We start from the raw sequence: 19,796 nt of genomic DNA on the forward strand, positions 1-19,796 counted from the left end.
CTCTTTGCTCTGCGCCCCTCCCTGAATGACGGGCGCAGAGCATTGTTATCTGCTTCACACTTTCCCCTCCATAGCTTTTTTATCCATATCGTCAACGCGTTCCTGCAACGTAATTCTCTCGATAGCAGCCAATAATTCTCTCCATACTGCAACGGAGAGACCGCACATGGCAGACAATAGACTTTCAATAAAAGAAAAGATTGGTTATGGGATGGGGGATGCCGGATGCAATATCATCTTTGGCGCCATCATGCTGTTTGTTAACTATTTTTATACCGATATTTTCGGTCTGGCGCCGGCGCTGGTGGGCGTACTGCTGCTATCGGTGCGCGTCATCGATGCGGTGACCGACCCGATCATGGGCGCCCTCGCCGACCGCACCCGCAGTAAATATGGCCGCTTTCGTCCATGGCTGCTGTGGATTGCTTTCCCCTACGCCCTGTTCAGCGTCCTGATGTTCACCACTCCTGAGTGGACCTATAACAGCAAAGTCATCTATGCGTTTGTCACCTACTTTCTGCTGTCGATTACCTATACCGCGATTAACATCCCCTACTGCTCGCTGGGAACGGTGATGACTGCCGATCCGAAAGAGCGCGTTGCCTGCCAGTCTTATCGTTTCGTGATGGTGGGTATCGCCACGCTGTTGCTGTCATTGACGCTGCTGCCAATGGCCGACTGGTTCGGCGGCGCCGATAAAGCGAAGGGCTATCAGATGGCGATGACCGTGCTGGCCTTCATCGGCATGTGTATGTTCCTGTTCTGCTTCGCTACCGTGCGCGAACGCATCCACCCGGCGGTACAGACCAATGATGAACTGAAAAAAGATCTCAAAGACGTGTGGAAAAATGACCAGTGGGTACGCATCCTGCTGCTCACGCTGTGCAACGTCTGTCCGGGCTTTATCCGCATGGCCGCCACCATGTACTACGTCACCTGGGTAATGGGGCAAAGCACCCATTTTGCCACTCTGTTTATCAGCCTCGGCGTGGTCGGGATGATGATTGGCAGCATGCTGGCAAAAGTCCTCACCGACCGCTGGTGCAAACTGCAGGTCTTCTTCTGGACCAATATCGTGCTGGCGATCTTCTCCTGCGCCTTCTATTTCTTTAATCCGCATGCCACCACGCTGATTATGGTGCTCTACTTCCTGCTCAACATCCTGCATCAGATTCCCTCCCCGCTGCACTGGTCGCTGATGTCCGATGTTGACGACTACGGCGAGTGGAAAACCGGCAAGCGCATCACCGGCATTAGCTTCTCCGGCAATCTGTTCTTCCTCAAAGTCGGCCTGGCGGTCGCCGGGGCGATGGTCGGATTCCTGTTGTCATGGTACGGCTACGACGCTGGCGCCAAAGCGCAAAGCGCCTCCGCCCTCAACGGCATCGTGCTGCTGTTCTCGGTTATCCCCGGCGTCGGCTACCTGATCACCGCCGGCGTGGTGCGCCTGCTGAAAGTTGACCGCACCCTGATGCGCCAGATCCAGAGCGATTTAGAGAAGCGCCGCAGCAACTACAGCGAGCTGAATGAATACCAGGAACTGAAAACCAGTGAACACGTAAGGAAAGCCTGATGAATAACTGGCCCAACCCCTTTATTGAACAGCGCGCAGATCCCTTTATTCTGCGCCACCTTAATCACTACTACTTTATTGCCTCGGTGCCGGAATACGACCGGCTGGAGATCCGGCGCGCGGCGACCCTTGAAGGATTACGCGATGCGGAGCCGGTAGTGGTCTGGCGCGCACCGCAAAGCGGGCCGATGAGCCAGCTGATTTGGGCGCCGGAGCTACATGAGATAGACGGGAAGTGGTATATCTATTTTGCCGCCACCCATACCCACGATCTGGATGCGCTGGGCATGTTCCAGCATCGTATGTTCGTGATCGAGTGCGCCGACAACGATCCGCTGACCGGCCGCTGGCAGGAAAAAGGCCAGGTGATCACGCCTTTCGATACCTTCGCCCTCGATGCCACCACCTTTATCCATCAGGGCAAACGCTGGTACCTGTGGGCGCAAAAATCGCCGCATATCGAGGGCAACTCAAACCTGTATCTCGCTGAAATGGCCAACCCGTGGACGCTAAAAGGCGAGCCGGTCATGCTGAGCAAGCCGGAGTTCGACTGGGAGTGTCGGGGATTTAAGGTCAATGAAGGACCCGCGGTGCTGGTGCATGGCGATAAGCTGTTCATCAGCTATTCCGCCAGCGCCACCGACGAAAACTACTGCATGGGGTTGCTCTGGATTGACCGGCAGGCCGATCCGCTGCAGCCGGCAAACTGGCATAAAGCCCCGCAGCCGGTGTTCCGGACCAGCTATGAAAACCGCCAGTATGGCCCGGGCCATAATAGTTTTACCCAAACGCCGGCGGGGGAAGATGTGCTGGTCTACCACGCGCGGAATTACACCGAGATTGAAGGCGACCCGCTGTATGACCCCAATCGTCATACCCGGCTAAAACTCGTCAGCTGGAGAGAGGACGGCATGCCCGACTTCGGCATCCCGCCGGCGGATACGCTGTAGCGGTTCGGTATGCGGCCCGCTGGCGCGGGTTCTCCAGGCCGGGTCAGGCGAAACCGCCGCCCGGCAACATGCCAGGTACGGCGTCTGATATAGAACCCGGCGCCGCTGTTGCTTGCCGGGCCTGCGCAGTGTGGGTCTCCAGGCCGGATAAGCACAACGCCATCCGGCAAATAACGCCCCAGATGTGAGAGTATCGTGGCAGGTAGAGTACGAGCGCAGGCCGTTACACCAGGGTGCCGTAAATCGTCAGCAGCGCCATGATCACCACCACCACCAGCGAGGTTTTCTTGGCCATCGACACCGCGGCCTTCGGGGTCGCCACTTTATCCACGTGCGGTTCACGAGCCAGGGAATACTGCGCCAGGCGGGTCAATACCTGATACTGCGACGAATGGCGGTCGCCTAACGATGCAAACCACGCCGGGAGCGCTTTCTCTCCATGCCCCACCAGAGCATAGACAACCCCCACCAGACGCACCGGCAGCCAGTCCACAATATGCAGGATACCATCGATTCCGGACTGCAAACGATGATGCGGCGTCTGGTAACGCGCCAGCCACGTCTGCCAGGCACGCAGGACGCTATAGGCGATAAGCGTCAGCGGCCCCCACGCCCCACCGACCACAAACCAGAAGAGTGGCGCCAGGTAGTAACGATAGTTAATCCATAGCAGCGCATTTTGCAGTTCGCTAAGGTACTCGCGCTCATCACAGCCCGGGGGGACGCCGTGTATCAACGTCAGCTCGCTAGCCATCGCATCGCAGGCGCGGCTGTCATTGCGCGACGCCGCTTTCAGATAGGCATGATAGTGCAGCCGAACCTTACCGGCGCCGATGCACAGCAGGCCTAGCAAAATCCAGAACACCAGCAGCGGTACGTTGAACAGCTGCCCCTGCAGCAAGCGCTGAATAATGTAGACCACCGCGACGGCGACCAGGGTCATCAGCAGCGTTCCCGGCAACGAGAAATGTTTTATCCGGCGGAACGCCACCTCCAGCCGATGATCAAGCTGCCAGTGTTCGCCCAGTTTAAACAGGCGTTCAGCGATAAGCACCAGCAGCGTAGTAAACAGCGTCATGAGGTCTCCTTTTCGGACGGCGCGCTGAGCAGCGCACGAAATTTTTTCCAGTCAAAGGCCGGTCCCGGGTCCGTCTTGCGAACGGGCGCGATATCGCTATGGCCCGTGATGTTTGCGGCGATGGCAGGATAAATCGTGATAAGCAGATCCGTCACCGCCGCCAGCTGCTGGTACTGCGCTTCGGTATACGCCAGGGTATCCGTGCCTTCCAGCTCTATGCCGATGGAAAAGTCATTGCAGCGTTCACGCCCTTGATAGCTGGAGACACCCGCATGCCATGCACGCTTATCGAAAGGCACATACTGCACGATTTCACCATCACGGCGAATCAGACAATGCGCCGAAACGCGCAGATGAGCGATCTCGGCAAAGAAAGGATGCGCGTGAGGATCCAGGGTGCCGGTGAACAGCGCGTCAATCCATGGACCACCAAATTCACCTGGCGGCAGGCTGATATTATGCACCACCAATAAGGAAGGGGCCTCTTCATCCGGACGGCAGTCATGGTGCGGCGAGGGAACCCGCCGCGCGCCGACCAGCCATCCCTCGTTCAACTGCATGCGGGATCTCCTTTCGCGAACTCATGCTTCCGGGCCACACGCCGGCCCAAAGAATGAAGTGTGTATGGTACTGAAACGTCGTTCAGGTTAGCATGTTTCCCACTTCTGAATCTTATCTATCTGGAGCTTTATCATGTCGCCTCGTCGTTACAACCCCGACCGCCGCCGTGACGTGCTGCTGGAACGTATTAATCTCGATATTACCGATGCTGTCGCACACTCCCTGCGGGAAGATTTGGGCGGCGAAGTCGACGCCAGCAACGATATTAGCGCACAATTATTGCCGCAGGATGCACGCTCCCATGCGGTGGTCATTACCCGCGAAGATGGCGTCTTCTGTGGTAAACGCTGGGTGGAAGAGGTCTTCATTCAGCTCGCCGGTGACGACGTGAATATCACCTGGCACGTCGCCGATGGCGATGCGGTCAAAGCCGATCAACCCCTGTTCGAGCTGGAAGGCCCATCGCGCATTCTGCTCACTGGCGAACGTACGGCGCTGAACTTTGTGCAAACCCTCTCCGGCGTCGCCAGCGTTGTCCGCCGCTATGTCGACCTGCTGGCGGGCACCAAAACCCAACTCCTGGATACGCGCAAAACGCTGCCAGGGCTGCGAACCGCTTTGAAATACGCGGTTCTCTGCGGCGGCGGCGCCAACCACCGCCTGGGGCTGTTCGACGCTTTCCTGATTAAAGAAAACCACATCATCGCCTCCGGCTCGATCCGTCAGGCGGTGGAAAAGGCGTTCTGGCTGCATCCTGATGTGCCGGTGGAAGTGGAAGTGGAAACGCTGGATGAGCTGGAGCAGGCGTTAAAAGCCGGGGCCGATATCATTATGCTCGATAACTTCACCACCGACCTGATGCGCGAGGCGGTGAAAATCACCGCTGGCCAGGCGGCGCTCGAGGTCTCCGGCAACGTCACCTTTGACACCATCCGCGAATTTGCCGACACCGGGGTCGACTATATCTCCGTCGGGGCCCTGACCAAACATGTGCAGGCGCTCGACCTGTCGATGCGTTTTCGCTGAAGATTGGGCCTTCACGTTTCCGGCGTGAAGGCCTGAATTTGCGACCCGACTCGCAGCCGCTCTTGCTCACCATGCAATCCCGCTAAAAACCCTGGAACCCGGTTTCCCGGATCGTTTTCGTCTCCTCGCCTGTCCCCCTGAATCCCGTCACAGTGCTTCTGTCACAACAAGGAGCGACTTATGGATAAACAACGAGGTTTTACCCTGATTGAACTGATGGTGGTCATCGGCATCATCGCCATTCTCAGCGCCATCGGCATCCCGGCCTACCAGAACTACCTGCGTAAAGCCGCCCTCACCGATCTGCTGCAGACCTTTGTCCCCTACCGGACGGCAATTGAACTTTGCGCGCTCGATCATGGCGGCCTGACGACATGCGACGGCGGCAGCAATGGCATCCCCTCGCCAACCACCACGCGCTACCTCTCCGCCATGAGCGTGGCAAAAGGGGTCGTTACCCTCACCGGCCAGGAAAGTCTCAACGGACTGGGCGTCACCCTAACCCCGACCTGGGATAACGCCGAGGGCGTCACCGGCTGGCAGCGGGTCTGCACTATCACCGACAACAGCGCGCTTCAGCAGGCCTGCGAAGACGTCTTCCGCGTGAAGTGAGGGCGACAACATGAAAACAGAACAGCTGATCCCTCTCTGTCGTCGCCATCACGCCCTGCTGCTGCACAGCGATGAGCAGACGATATCCATTGCGGTGGTCGATACCCCGCCGACGGAGCTAATGGAGGCGCTACGTTTCGCGACGCAAAAACGGATCGATATTGAATGCTGGAGCCAGGAGCAGATGGATAAGCGCCTGCAAGTCCAGGAAAAGCAGGCGCTGCTGGCGCAAAATGCAGGCCCGGAAAACATCGCCGAACGGGTCAATCAGATCCTCGAGCAGGCCCTGCGTCAGCGGGCCTCCGATATTCATATCGAACCCACGGAAACGCACTTACGGATCCGCCTGCGTGTCGATGGCGTGCTACACGCCCTGCCGCTGCTGGCGCCCGAGCTGGCCGCGCCGGTTATCGCACGACTCAAAGTGATGGCCAGTCTCGATATCGCCGAGCATCGTTTGCCGCAGGATGGTCAGTTCGCGCTGAACCTCGCCGGACGGCAGCTCTCCTTTCGCATCGCCACTCTGCCCTGCCGCTATGGCGAGAAAATTGTCCTGCGCCTTCTGCATCAGGTTGACCAGGCGCTGGATCTGGAGGCGCTCGGCCTCTCATCCTCTCAGCTGGCGGCCTTCCGCCAGGCGCTGAATCAGCCGCAGGGGCTGCTGCTGGTCACTGGCCCAACCGGAAGCGGGAAAACGGTAACCCTCTACAGCGCCCTGCAGGCGCGAAACCGGGAGCAAGTGAACATCTGTAGCGTCGAGGATCCTCTGGAGATCCCCATCGCCGGGATGAACCAGACGCAAATCAACCCGCGCGCCGGGCTGACCTTTCACAGCGTACTGCGCGCCCTGTTACGTCAGGACCCGGATATTGTGATGGTGGGTGAAATCCGCGATGCCGAAACCGCTGAAATCGCGCTGAAAGCCGCCCAAACGGGTCATCTGGTGCTCTCTACTCTGCACACCAATTCCACCAGCGAAACCCTTACCCGCCTGCAGCAAATGGGCATCGCCCGCTGGATGATCTCCTCTGCGCTCTCGCTGGTTATCGCCCAGCGTCTGGTTCGCAAGCTGTGCCCCCACTGCCGGCGCAATGCCGGCAGTGCCGCCGACCTGCCGCACAGTCTGTGGCCCCGCTCGCTGCCGCGCTGGCAGGCCGCGGGCTGCGAACACTGTTATCACGGGTATCACGGCAGGCTGGCGCTGTTCGAGGTCTTGCCTGTCACTCCGGGGCTACGTCAGGGGATAGTCCAGGGGCTCAACGCCATTGAGATCGAATCTCTGGCGCGAGCCGCGGGCATGATGACGCTCTTCGAAAGCGGATGTCAGGCTATCGAACAGGGCTTGACCAGCCTCGAAGAGGTGGTGCGGGTGCTGGGGATCCCCCATGGCGACTAAGCGTCTCTGGCGCTGGCGAGGCGTCGATGCGCAAGGCGCTCCTTGTCAGGGGATGCTATGGCAAGCCAGTCGTCCGGAGGTGCTGCATCACCTCCAGCAGCAGCGCATCCTGCCGCTGGCTATACGCCGCTGTACGGTGAAGCAAAGCCTGTGGCACCCGCGCTACAGCAGCGAAACAATCCGCCAGTTGGCAACCCTGCTGCAGGCCGGGCTACCGTTGGCGGAAGGGTTATCGCTTCTGGCGCAGCAGCAACCGCATGGGCAGTGGCAGGCGCTGCTTGAGGCGCTGGGCCGCGAACTGGCCCAGGGCGTGACTTTCTCTGCCGCACTGGCGCAGTGGCCGCAGGCTTTTCCGCCACTGTATCTGGCGATGATTAGCACTGGCGAACTGACGGGCAAGCTCGATATTTGCTGCCAGCAGCTGGCCAACCAGCAGCAGGAGCAGCAGCGGCTCGCCGGCAAGGTCAAGAAGGCGCTGCGCTACCCGCTGATCGTGCTCACACTGGCGCTGCTGGTGGTGCTGGGGATGCTCTATTTTGTCCTTCCTGAATTCACTGCCATCTACCAGACGTTCAATACGCCGCTGCCGTTATTAACGCGAATGGTTATTGCGGCAGGGGACATGCTGAACCGCGGCTGGCCGTTACTGCTGGCCTTTCTGCTGAGCCCGCTGCTGCTCAACCAGCTGGTCCGGCAGCGCGCCGACTGGCTGCTGCGTCGCCAGCAACTGCTTAACGCGCTCCCTCTCATCGGCCCCCTGATCGGCGGCCAACAGCTGAGCCTGATATTCACCGTTCTGGCGTTAACCCAAAGTGCCGGTATCAGCTTTCTACAGGGGCTGCAAAGCGTTGAAGAGACCCTGTCGTGCCCGCTGTGGCGCCAGCGCCTGGCGCAGGCCCGCGCGCTGATCGTTCAGGGGGATCCGATCTGGCAGGCGTTAAGCCGCTGCGGCGGTTTTACACCGCTGTGTCTGCAGCTCATCCGCACGGGGGAAAGCGCGGGGGCACTGGATCAGATGCTGGAAAACCTGGCGCATCATCATCGTGAGCAGACCCATCAGCGAGCCGACAGTCTGGCTGCGCATCTGGAACCCCTGATGCTGGTGATAACCGGCTCGCTGGTCGGGCTCCTGGTGGTGGCGATGTATTTGCCCGTTTTTCATCTGGGCGATGCCATTGGCGGGGCGGGAGGATAAGCAACGCTGGCACCGCGCAGGCGCCAGCGCAGCCGGTTACAGGCTATTGAATACCCGGTTCTCTTGTTCCTGAACGCGGATAAAGGTGGTGCGTTTGGTCAGCTCTTTCAGTCGCGAGGCGCCAACGTAGGTGCAGGCAGAGCGCAGGCCGCCGAGAATGTCGCGCGCGGTATTGTCCACCGGGCCACGCAGCGGCAGCTTAACGGTTTTCCCTTCCGCCGCGCGGTATTTCGCGACACCGCCCACATGGCGGGTCATCGCCGATTCGGAGCTCATACCGTAAAACAGCATGAATTTTTCACCGTTCTCTTCAACCACAGTACCGCCGCTCTCTTCGTGGCCCGCCAGCATACCGCCGAGCATCACGAAATCAGCGCCGCCGCCGAAGGCTTTCGCCACATCGCCCGGCATGGTGCAACCGCCGTCGCTGATGATCTGGCCGCCAAGGCCATGTGCGGCATCAGCACACTCGATCACGGCGGAGAGCTGCGGGTAGCCGACACCGGTTTTGACGCGGGTGGTGCAGACGGAGCCCGGGCCAATGCCAACTTTGACAATATCGGCGCCGGAGAGGATTAGCTCTTCACACATTTCACCGGTGACCACGTTCCCGGCAATAATGGTTTTTTGCGGCCAGGCTTCGCGCGCCTTCGCCACAAACTGGACGAAGTGTTCAGAGTAGCCATTGGCGACGTCAATGCACACAAAGTTCAATTGTGGGTTCTGAGAGAGGATCTGTTGCGTTTTATCAAAATCCGCATCGGAAGTACCGGTGGAAACCATCACATGCTTGAGAACGTCTGCGGATACGCTCTGGACAAACGCCTGCCATTCTTCCGCGGTGTAGTGCTTGTGTACTGCCGTCAGAATGCCAAAAGTGGCCAGCGCTTTCGCCATGCTGAAGGTGCCGACGGTGTCCATGTTAGCCGCAATAATCGGCACACCGGACCAGGTCAGGCCTGAATGTTTAAAGGTGAATTCACGTTCCAGCTCAACATCAGAACGGCTTTTGAGGGTAGAGCGTTTCGGGCGGATAAGAACGTCTTTGAAACCAAGCTTCAGATCTTCTTCAATACGCATGTGCGAATTCCTGGGGTTAATGGCATTAATGTGAGAGCACAACTCCAGTGACGTTATCATACGCACGAATCAGGCCCGCGCAAGACTGCGATTTTCACTTTTTTTACGCTACAATCGTATAAATTTACCTGGTGAATGGAGAAAAAAGCGCTTATATCTCCACCCGCCAGCGCATTATTTTTAACCATTTGATTTGCTTGATTAAAAGAAACAGAATAGCGGACGGCGCTCCCGGCTGGCACGGTGCCATCACGACAAGATCGCTGTCGCCTCTCCGGCATACTGCCCGTCCTCGCTGTCTGAATACCAAAAATACGAGCAATCCGTTTCAGGGTCAGAAGATATGGGGTACACAGTCGCGTTAACAGGCGGGATTGGCAGCGGTAAAAGTACGGTCGCCGACGCCTTCGCGCAGCTCGGGATTAAGGTTATCGATGCCGATGTTATCGCCCGCCAGGTGGTCGAACCTGGCACCCCGGCGCTCCAGGCCATTGCTGACCACTTCGGGCCACAGATGATTGCCCCCGACGGCACGCTAAACCGCCGTCTGCTGCGGGAAAAAATTTTTGCTCAGGTGGAGGAAAAAGCCTGGCTCAACGCGCTGTTGCATCCGCTGATTCAGCAGGAAACGCGCCGCCAGATGCAGGCCGCCACCTCCCCTTATCTCCTCTGGGTCGTACCTTTGCTGGTCGAAAACCGCCTGTCCAGCCAGGCCGATCGCGTACTGGTCGTCGATGTGCCAAAAGAGACGCAAATCGAACGCACCATGCTGCGCGATAAGGTCAGCCGCGAACATGCTGAACATATTCTTGCCGCCCAGGCCACGCGCGAGCAGCGCCTGGCCATCGCGGACGATGTTATTGAAAACACTGGCACTCCGGATGCAGTGGCATCGGATGTTGCCCGCCTGCACGAAAAGTACTTAACGCTGGCATTGCAGGCCGCCTCACAGGAAAACTCGTAATGCATACCCCCGTTCTGTTTGAACATCCTCTTAATGAGAAAATGCGCACCTGGCTGCGCATCGAATTTCTGATCCAGCAAATGGCTTTCCATCCGATGATTGCCAGCCATGCCGATGCGCTCCATTTTTTCCGTAACGCCGGCGATCTGCTGGATGTCCTGGAGCGCGGCGAGGTGCGTACCGATCTGGTCAAAGAGCTGGAGCGCCAGCAGCGTAAGCTCCAGTCCTGGGCAGAAGTGCCGGGAGTCGATCAGGAGCGCATTAACGCGCTGCGCCAGCAGCTCAAGCAGTCTTCCAGCACCCTGATGGCCGCGCCGCGCATTGGTCAGTTTCTGCGTGAAGATCGCCTGATTGCGCTAGTGCGCCAGCGCCTGAGTATCCCTGGCGGCTGCTGCAGCTTCGATTTACCGACCCTGCATATCTGGCTCCATATGCCGCAGGCGCATCGTGACGAGCAGGTGGCCAGCTGGCTTGCCAGCCTCGATCCATTGGTCCAGTCCCTGAGCCTGATCCTCGATCTGATTCGTAACTCCGGACAGTTTCGCAAACAGACCAGCCTCAATGGCTTTTATCAGGATAATGGCGAAGATGCCGATCTGCTGCGCCTGCGTCTCGATCTGGCCCACCAGCTTTATCCGCAGATCTCTGGCCATAAGAGCCGTTTCGCCATCCGCTTCCTGCCGCTGGACAGTGAGTATGGGATCGTGCCGGAGCGCTTTGATTTTGAACTGGCCTGCTGTTAAGGAGATAACATGTCAGAAGAGACTATCGTCAATTGTCCGACCTGCGGCAAAAACGTGGTATGGGGCGAACAAAGCCCCTATCGTCCGTTTTGTAGCAAACGCTGCCAGCTGATCGATTTGGGAGAATGGGCAGCAGAGGAGAAGCGCATCCCCAGCGCGGGCGATCTCTCCGACAGCGATGACTGGAGCGAACAGCAGCCCTGATTTGACGGCACGCTAACCCAACGCCAGTTGGGTTAGCCTCCCAACCTGGGGTTCAGCCCTGGGCGATAAGTTTGCGGATAACCGGTTCATTCGCCGGGGGAAACGCTTCCGGATCCAGCGCCTGCCACGTCATCCACTGTCCCGGCTGCCCCTCTTTACCCCAGGGCTCGCCTTCCCAGCTTTCCACGAGGAAAAACCACAGCGTAATGTGGCGATCGGGGAACTGATACTCCAGCTTATCAAATAGTGAAAAGGTAGTGGCCGTAATTCCCACCTCTTCCTGCAGCTCGCGGATCAACGCCTGCTCCGGCGTTTCATCAGATTCAATCTTACCGCCCGGGAACTCCAGCTTATTCGCCATATGGGCATCCGCGGCGCGCTGGGTAATAAAGATGTCGCCTTCTGGATTGCGAATTATCCCTACGGCGATTTGCAGTTTTTTCATTGAATCAGCTCCATAAAAAAGGCGCAGAACTCTGCGCCTTTGTTTTTTTATCAGCCCTTAGCTCAGACGGCCATGGCACTGTTTGTATTTTTTACCGGAACCGCACGGGCAAGGATCGTTACGCCCCACTTTACGTTCGCCGGTTTGTGCCGCCAGATCCTGTGCAGCGGCTTCATCATCGCTCTGATGGCTGAGCTGCTGCATCTGCGCCAGGCGCTCGGCCTCTTCACGACGTTGCTGCTCCATCGCCTCGACTTCTTCCGGCATCCGCACCTGCACTTTGCTCAGGGTGCTGATCACTTCATACTTCAGTGACTCCAGCATCGCGGCAAACATAGAGAACGATTCGCGCTTGTACTCCTGCTTCGGATCTTTCTGCGCATAGCCGCGCAGGTGGATACCCTGGCGCAGGTAGTCCATCGCCGCCAGATGTTCTTTCCACAGCGAATCCAGGGTCTGCAGCATCACGCCTTTCTCGAAGTGGCGCATCATTTCGGCGCCGACCACTTCTTCTTTACGCTGGTAGGTCTCGACCGCGCTCTGCAGAATACGTTCGCGCAGGGTCTCTTCATGCAGCTCCGGCTCTTTATCCAGCCACTCTTTGATTGGCAGGTCGAGGTCGAAGTCGTTTTTCAGACGCTCCTGCAGGCCTTCGATATCCCACATCTCCTCCAGCGACTGCGGCGGAATATGGGCATCGATAGTCGCCTTAAACACGTCTTCGCGGATGCTGTTGATGGTTTCGCTGACGTCAGACACGTCCAGCAGTTCGTTACGCTGGGTGTAAATTGCCCGGCGCTGGTCGTTGGCCACATCATCGTATTCCAGCAACTGCTTACGAATATCGAAGTTACGGCTCTCGACTTTACGCTGCGCGTTGGCGATAGCCTTGGTGACCCACGGGTGCTCAATGGCTTCGCCGGGTTTCATCCCCAGTTTACGCATCATGCCGGAAACGCGATCGGAGGCGAAGATACGCATCAGGGCGTCTTCCATCGACAGGTAGAAGCGGGAAGAACCGGCATCCCCCTGACGACCGGCACGGCCGCGCAGCTGGTTATCGATACGGCGTGATTCATGACGCTCGGTACCGATAATGTGCAGGCCGCCTGCGGCCAGTACCGCATCGTGGCGCACCTGCCAGTCGGCTTTGATTTTTTCAATCTGCTCAGGCGTTGGATTTTCCAGCGCCGCGACTTCCGCCTGCCAGCTACCGCCGAGCATAATATCGGTACCACGGCCCGCCATGTTGGTAGCGATGGTCACCGCGGAAGGATAGCCTGCCTGAGCGACGATATCCGCTTCGCTGGCATGGAACTTGGCGTTCAGAACGTTGTGCTTAATGCCGGCTTTGGTCAGCTCACGGGAAACCACTTCCGATTTTTCGATCGAGATTGTCCCCACCAACACCGGCTGACCGGCTGCGGTACGGGTTTTGATATCTTCGATAATCGCCTGAATTTTTTCCGCTTCGGTCATATAGACCAGATCCGCCATGTCTTTACGGATCATCGGACGGTTGGTCGGCACGACCACGGTATCCAGCTTATAGATAGAGCTGAATTCAAAGGCTTCAGTATCGGCGGTACCGGTCATCCCCGCCAGTTTCTCATACAGACGGAAATAGTTCTGGAAGGTGATAGAGGCCAGGGTCTGGTTCTCGTTCTGGATCTCCACGCCCTCTTTGGCCTCAACGGCCTGGTGCAGACCATCGGACCAGCGGCGGCCCTGCATTGTACGACCAGTGTGCTCATCGACGATGATAACTTCGCCATCTTTAACAATGTAGTCAACGTCGCGGGTGAACAGCGCATGGGCGCGCAGCGCGGCGGTGACGTGGTGCATCAGCATAATGTTGGTCGGGGAGTACAGGGACTCACCTTCATCCATAATGCCTTCCTGTACCAGCAGCTCTTCAATCAGCACCAGACCACGTTCGGTCAGGTTAACCTGACGCGCTTTTTCATCCACCGAGAAGTGGCCTTCGCCGGTGAAGGTGTCCGAATCTTCTTTTTCCTGACGGATCAGGTGCGGAATGATCTTGTTGACCTTACGGTACATTTCAGAGCTGTCTTCCGCCGGGCCGGAAATGATCAGCGGCGTACGCGCCTCATCGATCAGGATGGAGTCCACCTCATCCACCAGCGCATAGTGCAGTTTACGCTGAACGCGCTCTTCCGGGCTGAAGGCCATGTTGTCGCGCAGGTAGTCGAAGCCGTATTCGTTGTTGGTGCCATAGGTGATATCGGCAGCGTAGGCTTCACGCTTCGCCGGCGCCGGCAGGCCGGACATGTTGATGCCAACCGTCATGCCGAGGAATTCAAACAGCGGGCGGTTATTTTCGGCGTCACGCTGCGCCAGATAGTCGTTGACGGTCACCACGTGAACGCCTTTGCCGGTCAGCGCATTGAGGTAGGCCGGCAGGGTCGCGGTCAGGGTTTTACCTTCACCGGTACGCATCTCGGCGATGCAGCGATCGTTAAGCACCATACCGCCCAGCAGCTGGACGTCGAAGTGGCGCATGCCGAACACACGCTTACTGGCTTCGCGAACGACGGCGAACGCTTCAGGGATCAGGTTTTCCAGCACTTCGCCTTTTTCCAGGCGCGCGCGGAATTCAGCGGTTTTCGCTTTCAGCTCGTCATCAGAGAGTTTTTCCATCGCCGGTTCCATACCGTTGATGATATTGACGACTTTGCGCATACGACGCAGCGTACGGTCGTTACGGCTGCCGAAAACCTTAGTTAACATTTTAATAAGCATAATAAAATCTCAAACGCCCCGCGGTGCGGAGTCACAAAAAATAGGATGGTCCGTGGTTATTTTCAGCTGAGACGTTGAGGCCCTGCACGGATCCCCGCCACCTGGCTTATCCAGGCGCTGACGCGGAAGGCAGAATATGAGGAAGGGATATACACCGCCTGGCGGATCACTACCGGCGGCGTACTGTCCTGCGTCAACAGCGCGCTGAGCGTGTCGAGCAGCGCCAGATGCTGCGCCTGCAGCGGAGACGCTTCTTCCGCCACTGGCAACGCCTGCGGCACCATGGCGAAGGAGAGATGACGAATAACGGTGCGAATGGCATGCTGATGCCAGTAGTCGACGGTAAAGTTGGGCCGGCGATTCGTCTCCAGCAGCGCCAGCTGGGAGAAATTAACTTTGCTCGGATTGTGGTTGCTGGCGGTCGCCTTTGCTGGCGTCGCGGTCTCATGGCCGTTGCTTAGCGCAGGCAGGCCGAGGCTTGCCGCGACCATCCCCAACAGGAGATGCGGCCAAAAATACCGTCTACCAAACTGTCGCCAGCGCGTCAGCAATCCACTCACGTTCATTACCTTTCTTTGGTATACCCGTCGTCGTTCAGGCTGTCTCTTTATTGACGTTTTTCGCAGGACAACCTGATGTCCACGGGGTAAAGCAACCCGGAGAAATAATTTTGCGCTCAAATACTAACATTAATAGCGCGCTGAGGCAGCATGAATGAAGGCCGTTGCCGGGGGAAAACGCTTAATAAAACAGCGAACGCGCGCTAATTATTACCCAGCGATCGCAGCGAAAAATAACGGGAAGAGGCTATAAAAGAAAAACGACTGGTTCCCTGGTCGGAGAGAGTACCAGGTTACCAGTCGAATTTACTGAATGGTCAGGCTTACGCCAGAACCATCGACGGTGCGCGGAACGCCATTGGCAATTTTGCGTCGTCTTCGAAGGTCACATACTCCCAGGCTTCCTGTTTTGCCAGAACAGCCTGCAGCAGTTTGTTGTTCAACGCGTGACCCGATTTGTACGCCGTGAATGCGCCGATAATGTTGTGACCACACATAAACAGGTCACCGATCGCATCCAGCATTTTGTGGCGAACAAATTCGTCTTCAAAGCGCAGACCGTCTTCGTTCAGTACGCGATAATCGTCAACAACGATGGCACAATCGAAGCTGCCGCCCAGGCACAGGCCACGGGACTGCAGATATTCGATATCGCGCATGAAACCGAAGGTACGCGCACGGCTAATCTGACGCATGAACGCATCGGCCGAGAAGTTCAGCGTATAGCGCTGGGTGCTGGCATCAATCGCCGGATGGTTAAAATCGATGGTGAAGTCCAGCGAAAAACCATTGTACGGTTTGAATTCAGCCCATTTGTCGCCATCTTCGACGCGAACCGTCTCTTTGATACGTACAAATTTCTTGGCGCAGTTCAGTTCATCGATGCCGGCGTCCAGCAACAGATAAACGAACGGAGCCGCACTGCCGTCCATAATCGGGATTTCCGGTGCATCGACTTCAACAATAATGTTGTCGATACCCAGGCCAGCCAATGCGGCGTTCAGGTGTTCAACCGTAGAAATCCGCACGTCATGCTCATTAACCAGGCAAGTACAGAGCATGGTATCACGCACAGATTTGGCATCAGCCGGAAAATCTACCGGTGGATTCAAGTCGGTGCGACGATAGATGACCCCGGTATTTGCCGGCGCAGGGCGTAACGTCAGTGTGACTTTCTTGCCGGTATGCAAACCGACACCAGTCGCCTGAACGATACGTTTAAGAGTCCTTTGTTTGATCATCGTATAATCTCGCCAATTTACCTATCCAACCGAAGTGTACACCACTATCGGGAGGCCAGTTTAGCACAAAGAGCGCAGATGCCCAACTTCCAGTCGATTCTTAATCGGCTTGCTTACGCAGGAAGGCTGGGATATCCAGATAATCCGGCTCTTTCGCGGTTTGCGGCGTATTGTCGTTCACCACTTTTGCCGCCGGCTTCTGCTCTTGCGTCAGCGGGGACATACCGTGCTGCTGGTAGCGATCCATCACCGGCTGCTGAACCTGTTTGTTGGTCACCAGGGTAATTTCCGGACGCTTGTCCATGCCGATACCGGTCGCCACTACGGTGACGCGCAGTTCGTCGTTCATATCCGGGTCCAGAGAGGTACCGATAACCACGGTGGCGTTATCCGAGGCAAATGCGCGGATAGTGTTACCCACGGTTTCGAACTCATCCAGACGCAGGTCGAAGCCCGCGGTGATGTTAACCAGCACGCCGCGCGCACCGGACAGGTCGATATCTTCCAGCAGCGGAGAAGAGATGGCCATTTCAGCCGCTTCTTCCGCACGGTCTTCACCGCTCGCCACGCCGGAGCCCATCATCGCGTAGCCCATTTCAGACATCACGGTACGGACGTCCGCGAAGTCAACATTCATCAGACCCGGACGGGTGATCAGTTCAGCGATACCCTGCACCGCGCCTTTGAGGACGTCGTTTGCCGCGCCGAACGCGTCAAGCAGAGAAATACCGCGGCCAAGTACTTTCAGCAGCTTGTCGTTTGGGATGGTGATCAGTGAGTCAACGTGCTTGGACAGCTCGGTGATCCCCTGCTCAGCAAACGCCATGCGCTTCTTACCTTCAAAATTAAACGGCTTAGTGACCACCGCAACGGTGAGGATCCCCAGATCCTTAGCCACTTCGGCAACAACAGGCGCCGCGCCGGTACCGGTACCGCCGCCCATGCCTGCCGCGATGAACACCATGTCTGCGCCATCAAGGGCCGCACGCAGCGCTTCACGGTCTTCGTCCGCCGCATTACGGCCGACTTCCGGGTTCGCGCCAGCGCCCAGACCTTTGGTAATACCGCTACCGATCTGGATAGTCTGGCCAACAGCCGTTTTACGCAGCGCCTGCGCATCGGTGTTCACCGCGAAGAATTCAACACCCTCAATGCGCTCGCGCACCATGTGTTCAACGGCATTACCGCCGCCGCCACCGACGCCGATGACTTTAATCACCGCGTCGTTGGTCAGTTCCATAGGTTCAAACATAGTTTCTCTCCGTCTTGTGCCTGTCGCCTGAGAACGCTAATTGTCTGCGTTCTCTTAAAAAATTAAAACTCTTTTCGCAGCCAGCTGTTGAGTCGCTTAATCCACGAGCCCACCGACGCCGTCACGCGTTTTTCGACTTCCGCTTCACCACTCAGATGTGACTCTTTTCCGTAGTGCAGCAGCCCCACCGCCGTCGAATAATACGGCTCCTGGGCATAGTCCGTTAAACCGGTGATGTTCAGCGGCGCGCCAATGCGCACCTGGGTATGGAACACGCGCTGCGCACAGGCCGCCAGACCTTCAATTTGCGCCGCGCCGCCGGTTAACACAATCCCCGCCGCCAGATGGTGTTTCACCCCCTGCTGGCGGAGCTGTTCCTGCAGCTGCAGGATCTCTTCATTGACCAGATTAAGCAGTTCGGTATAGCGCGGTTCAATCACCTCAGCCAGTGTCTGACGCTGCAGGCTACGCGGCGGCCGTCCGCCTACGCTCGGTACTTCGACGTTTTCGTCTTTACCGACGATGGAACCCAATGCGCAACCGTGACGAACCTTGATGGCTTCGGCGTCGCTCGGCGGCGTCCCGAAGGCATAGGCGATATCGCTGGTCACCACGTTGCCCGCGTACGGGATCACTTTGGTGTGACGCAGCGCGCCGCCGGTATAGACGGCGATATCCATTGTACCACCACCAATATCCACCACGCAGACGCCCAGCTCACGTTCGTCTTCTGTTAATACGGAATAACTGGCCGCTAAACCGGCGAAAATAAGTTGGTCAACTTTCAGACCACAACGTTCCACCGCTTTAACAATGTTTTTCGCCATATCGTTATGGCAGGTAATCAGATGCACCTTCGCCTGCATGCGCACGCCGGACAGCCCAACCGGGTTTTTAATCCCTTCCTGGTAGTCAATGGCGTATTCCTGCGGAATCACGTGCAGGACGCGATGCTCATCGCGGACGCGAACCGACTTCGCGGTATGGACCACGTTTTCGACGTCGTCCAGCGTCACTTCTTCTTCCGAAATCGGTACCATCCCGATTTCATTCTGACAGCTTATATGTTTACCCGAAAGAGCCAAATAAACTGATGAAATCTGGCAATCCGCCATCAGTTCGGCCTGGTCGATGGCGCGCTGTACGCATTTCACCACCGACTCGAGGTCGTTCACACCGCCTTTATCCATACCACGCGATGGGCAACTGCCCACGCCGATGATATTAATCATGCCGTCGGGCAGAACTTCCCCTACTAAAGCGGCCACCTTGGCGGTGCCAATCTCCAGTCCAACTACCAGTTTTCTGTCCGTCGCCTTGATCATTGTTGTTCTGCCTGTGCCTGATTCTGTTGTTGATTAGTTTCCTCTGCGGGAGCAGGTACCCAGCCCACTGCCGCACCCGAGTCATAACGCAAATCAACGTAGCTAATCCGTTTGCCGTCGGTCTGCGCCTGCTGCTGAAGAACCGGGTAGAGTTCCATAAAGCGCTGAAGCCGTTTCATGGTGTCGCCACGACCAAGGTTGAGCTTAATGTCATTATTAAGCGTCAACTGCCAGGAGCGACGGGCGGTCATCGCCGCCACTTTCAACGTGAATTTATCCTTTGCCAGCACCTGCCCCATGTCACGATACCCTTGCAGCACTTCGTTCTCGCTGCCTTCCGGGCCGTATAACATCGGTAAATTCTGTTTGCTGGTGCGATCCGCCGGCACGCTGAAGGCATTTCCCTCTGCATCCACCATATGTTGATCATTCCAGCGCGCAATCGGCACATATTCAACCAGATGAATCTTCAATTCATCGGGCCACTGCTTTCGGACGCTCGCCTGCTTAATCCACGGCAGACGTTCAATCTGACTCTGAATGATGTTCACGTCCTGAGTCATAAAGGTGCCCGGCGAACCCAGCGCCAGGATCGCCTGGCGGATGTCATCATTGCGCGTATAGTGACGCTCGCCGGTCACCACCATCTTCGACAGCGGTAAACGCTGCGCGTCCTCCATCCAGCCAAGAACCATCCACCCGCTGACCAGCACGGTAAACAGCACCGCCAGCAGGAAAACGATCCCTGCCAGCCGCGTTCCATTACTCCGACGCGAAGAAGAAACGTCCTCTTCATGGTTCCGCGTATTCAGCGCAGCCTGCGACATA

At 57.3% G+C, this 19,796-nt stretch carries 19 protein-coding genes; 9 read left to right on the forward strand and 10 right to left on the reverse strand.

All coding sequences use genetic code 11. From position 1 onward, the window contains the following. Nucleotides 1–166 precede the first annotated feature (166 nt). Both ACQUTI_RS16045 and ACQUTI_RS16050 read left to right on the forward strand, forming a co-directional pair. Nucleotides 167–1,573, forward strand: a complete 1,407-nt coding sequence (locus ACQUTI_RS16045) for a glycoside-pentoside-hexuronide (GPH):cation symporter (RefSeq protein WP_017901173.1) — start codon at nucleotides 167–169, stop codon at nucleotides 1,571–1,573. Further along, the gene (locus ACQUTI_RS16050; protein WP_004204362.1) at nucleotides 1,573–2,523 is read left to right on the forward strand and encodes a glycoside hydrolase family 43 protein; all 951 of its coding nucleotides are present in this window, start codon (nucleotides 1,573–1,575) and stop codon (nucleotides 2,521–2,523) included. The genes ACQUTI_RS16045 and ACQUTI_RS16050 overlap by 1 nt, the downstream gene beginning before the upstream one ends. Before the next feature lie 223 nt (nucleotides 2,524–2,746). On the opposite strand, the gene ampE is transcribed toward ACQUTI_RS16050, so the two are convergent. Both ampE and ampD read right to left on the reverse strand, forming a co-directional pair. After that, a complete protein-coding gene (ampE, locus tag ACQUTI_RS16055) occupies nucleotides 2,747–3,601 on the reverse strand; it encodes a beta-lactamase regulator AmpE (RefSeq protein WP_004204361.1) in 855 nt (284 codons plus the stop codon). Next, nucleotides 3,598–4,161, reverse strand: coding sequence for a 1,6-anhydro-N-acetylmuramyl-L-alanine amidase AmpD (ampD, locus tag ACQUTI_RS16060; RefSeq protein ID WP_069734364.1), 564 nt, complete (start codon nucleotides 4,159–4,161; stop codon nucleotides 3,598–3,600). Before ampD ends, ampE begins: the two co-directional genes overlap by 4 nt. 133 nt (nucleotides 4,162–4,294) lie before the next feature. On the opposite strand from ampD, the gene nadC reads away from it, so the two are divergent. The 4 genes from nadC (at nucleotide 4,295) to hofC (ending at nucleotide 8,391) form a co-directional block, all read left to right on the forward strand. Next, nucleotides 4,295–5,188: a carboxylating nicotinate-nucleotide diphosphorylase gene (gene nadC, locus ACQUTI_RS16065; protein WP_017901176.1), complete on the forward strand. Its 894-nt coding sequence runs from the start codon at nucleotides 4,295–4,297 to the stop codon at nucleotides 5,186–5,188. A gap of 180 nt (nucleotides 5,189–5,368) precedes the next feature. Next, the gene (ppdD, locus tag ACQUTI_RS16070) at nucleotides 5,369–5,800 is read left to right on the forward strand and encodes a prepilin peptidase-dependent pilin (RefSeq protein ID WP_004204358.1); all 432 of its coding nucleotides are present in this window, start codon (nucleotides 5,369–5,371) and stop codon (nucleotides 5,798–5,800) included. Nucleotides 5,801–5,810: 10 nt separating this feature from the next. Further along, a complete protein-coding gene (gene gspE / locus ACQUTI_RS16075) occupies nucleotides 5,811–7,196 on the forward strand; it encodes a type II secretion system protein GspE (RefSeq protein ID WP_017901178.1) in 1,386 nt (461 codons plus the stop codon). After that, entirely contained in the window at nucleotides 7,186–8,391 is a 1,206-nt protein-coding gene (gene hofC / locus ACQUTI_RS16080; protein WP_043522211.1) for a protein transport protein HofC, read from the forward strand. The genes gspE and hofC overlap by 11 nt, the downstream gene beginning before the upstream one ends. Before the next feature lie 36 nt (nucleotides 8,392–8,427). Here hofC and ACQUTI_RS16085 read toward each other — a convergent pair whose 3' ends face one another. Next, a complete protein-coding gene (locus ACQUTI_RS16085) occupies nucleotides 8,428–9,471 on the reverse strand; it encodes a GMP reductase (protein WP_004204353.1) in 1,044 nt (347 codons plus the stop codon). Nucleotides 9,472–9,814: 343 nt separating this feature from the next. Between ACQUTI_RS16085 and coaE the strand changes: the two genes are divergently transcribed. Genes coaE through yacG form a run of 3 tightly spaced genes read left to right on the forward strand, consistent with a single transcriptional unit; the run spans nucleotide 9,815 to nucleotide 11,382 of the window. Continuing rightward, on the forward strand, nucleotides 9,815–10,435 hold the full coding sequence (gene coaE, locus ACQUTI_RS16090; protein ID WP_023319728.1) for a dephospho-CoA kinase: 621 nt from the start codon (nucleotides 9,815–9,817) through the stop codon (nucleotides 10,433–10,435). Continuing rightward, a complete protein-coding gene (zapD, locus tag ACQUTI_RS16095; protein ID WP_017901182.1) occupies nucleotides 10,435–11,178 on the forward strand; it encodes a cell division protein ZapD in 744 nt (247 codons plus the stop codon). The genes coaE and zapD overlap by 1 nt, the downstream gene beginning before the upstream one ends. Before the next feature lie 9 nt (nucleotides 11,179–11,187). Continuing rightward, the gene (yacG, locus tag ACQUTI_RS16100; protein WP_004204348.1) at nucleotides 11,188–11,382 is read left to right on the forward strand and encodes a DNA gyrase inhibitor YacG; all 195 of its coding nucleotides are present in this window, start codon (nucleotides 11,188–11,190) and stop codon (nucleotides 11,380–11,382) included. 52 nt (nucleotides 11,383–11,434) lie between these two features. Here yacG and mutT read toward each other — a convergent pair whose 3' ends face one another. From mutT to ftsQ, 7 genes are all read right to left on the reverse strand, one after another. Next, nucleotides 11,435–11,827, reverse strand: coding sequence for an 8-oxo-dGTP diphosphatase MutT (gene mutT, locus ACQUTI_RS16105; protein ID WP_064151067.1), 393 nt, complete (start codon nucleotides 11,825–11,827; stop codon nucleotides 11,435–11,437). Nucleotides 11,828–11,884: 57 nt separating this feature from the next. Further along, a complete protein-coding gene (gene secA, locus ACQUTI_RS16110; protein WP_004204346.1) occupies nucleotides 11,885–14,590 on the reverse strand; it encodes a preprotein translocase subunit SecA in 2,706 nt (901 codons plus the stop codon). A gap of 62 nt (nucleotides 14,591–14,652) precedes the next feature. Beyond that, entirely contained in the window at nucleotides 14,653–15,150 is a 498-nt protein-coding gene (secM, locus tag ACQUTI_RS16115; protein WP_219713974.1) for a secA translation cis-regulator SecM, read from the reverse strand. 323 nt (nucleotides 15,151–15,473) lie between these two features. Next, complete coding sequence (lpxC, locus tag ACQUTI_RS16120) at nucleotides 15,474–16,391, reverse strand: UDP-3-O-acyl-N-acetylglucosamine deacetylase (RefSeq protein WP_002888632.1); 918 nt, start codon at nucleotides 16,389–16,391, stop codon at nucleotides 15,474–15,476. Between the two features lie 100 nt (nucleotides 16,392–16,491). Beyond that, nucleotides 16,492–17,643 carry a cell division protein FtsZ gene (gene ftsZ, locus ACQUTI_RS16125; protein ID WP_002888628.1) on the reverse strand — a complete coding sequence of 384 codons (1,152 nt, stop codon included), beginning with the start codon at nucleotides 17,641–17,643 and terminating at the stop codon, nucleotides 16,492–16,494. A gap of 62 nt (nucleotides 17,644–17,705) precedes the next feature. After that, nucleotides 17,706–18,968 carry a cell division protein FtsA gene (gene ftsA / locus ACQUTI_RS16130; RefSeq protein WP_004204343.1) on the reverse strand — a complete coding sequence of 421 codons (1,263 nt, stop codon included), beginning with the start codon at nucleotides 18,966–18,968 and terminating at the stop codon, nucleotides 17,706–17,708. Next, nucleotides 18,965–19,795: a cell division protein FtsQ gene (gene ftsQ / locus ACQUTI_RS16135; RefSeq protein WP_004204342.1), complete on the reverse strand. Its 831-nt coding sequence runs from the start codon at nucleotides 19,793–19,795 to the stop codon at nucleotides 18,965–18,967. Before ftsQ ends, ftsA begins: the two co-directional genes overlap by 4 nt. Nucleotide 19,796: the final 1 nt, after the last annotated feature.

This window comes from Klebsiella sp. 7-CIP_Kleb. (genome assembly GCF_050378655.1).
GTDB lineage: Bacteria > Pseudomonadota > Gammaproteobacteria > Enterobacterales > Enterobacteriaceae > Klebsiella > Klebsiella quasipneumoniae.

Bases quoted from the DNA above. Each gene is read 5' to 3' on its own strand.
- ACQUTI_RS16045 (WP_017901173.1), top strand. From the start codon at position 167: ATGGCAGACAATAGACTTTCAATAAAAGAAAAGATTGGTTATGGGATG.
- ACQUTI_RS16050 (WP_004204362.1), top strand. From the start codon at position 1,573: ATGAATAACTGGCCCAACCCCTTTATTGAACAGCGCGCAGATCCCTTT.
- ampE (WP_004204361.1), bottom strand. From the start codon at position 3,601: ATGACGCTGTTTACTACGCTGCTGGTGCTTATCGCTGAACGCCTGTTT.
- ampD (WP_069734364.1), bottom strand. From the start codon at position 4,161: ATGCAGTTGAACGAGGGATGGCTGGTCGGCGCGCGGCGGGTTCCCTCG.
- nadC (WP_017901176.1), top strand. From the start codon at position 4,295: ATGTCGCCTCGTCGTTACAACCCCGACCGCCGCCGTGACGTGCTGCTG.
- ppdD (WP_004204358.1), top strand. From the start codon at position 5,369: ATGGATAAACAACGAGGTTTTACCCTGATTGAACTGATGGTGGTCATC.
- gspE (WP_017901178.1), top strand. From the start codon at position 5,811: ATGAAAACAGAACAGCTGATCCCTCTCTGTCGTCGCCATCACGCCCTG.
- hofC (WP_043522211.1), top strand. From the start codon at position 7,186: ATGGCGACTAAGCGTCTCTGGCGCTGGCGAGGCGTCGATGCGCAAGGC.
- ACQUTI_RS16085 (WP_004204353.1), bottom strand. From the start codon at position 9,471: ATGCGTATTGAAGAAGATCTGAAGCTTGGTTTCAAAGACGTTCTTATC.
- coaE (WP_023319728.1), top strand. From the start codon at position 9,815: ATGGGGTACACAGTCGCGTTAACAGGCGGGATTGGCAGCGGTAAAAGT.
- zapD (WP_017901182.1), top strand. From the start codon at position 10,435: ATGCATACCCCCGTTCTGTTTGAACATCCTCTTAATGAGAAAATGCGC.
- yacG (WP_004204348.1), top strand. From the start codon at position 11,188: ATGTCAGAAGAGACTATCGTCAATTGTCCGACCTGCGGCAAAAACGTG.
- mutT (WP_064151067.1), bottom strand. From the start codon at position 11,827: ATGAAAAAACTGCAAATCGCCGTAGGGATAATTCGCAATCCAGAAGGC.
- secA (WP_004204346.1), bottom strand. From the start codon at position 14,590: ATGCTTATTAAAATGTTAACTAAGGTTTTCGGCAGCCGTAACGACCGT.
- lpxC (WP_002888632.1), bottom strand. From the start codon at position 16,391: ATGATCAAACAAAGGACTCTTAAACGTATCGTTCAGGCGACTGGTGTC.
- ftsZ (WP_002888628.1), bottom strand. From the start codon at position 17,643: ATGTTTGAACCTATGGAACTGACCAACGACGCGGTGATTAAAGTCATC.
- ftsA (WP_004204343.1), bottom strand. From the start codon at position 18,968: ATGATCAAGGCGACGGACAGAAAACTGGTAGTTGGACTGGAGATTGGC.
- ftsQ (WP_004204342.1), bottom strand. From the start codon at position 19,795: ATGTCGCAGGCTGCGCTGAATACGCGGAACCATGAAGAGGACGTTTCT.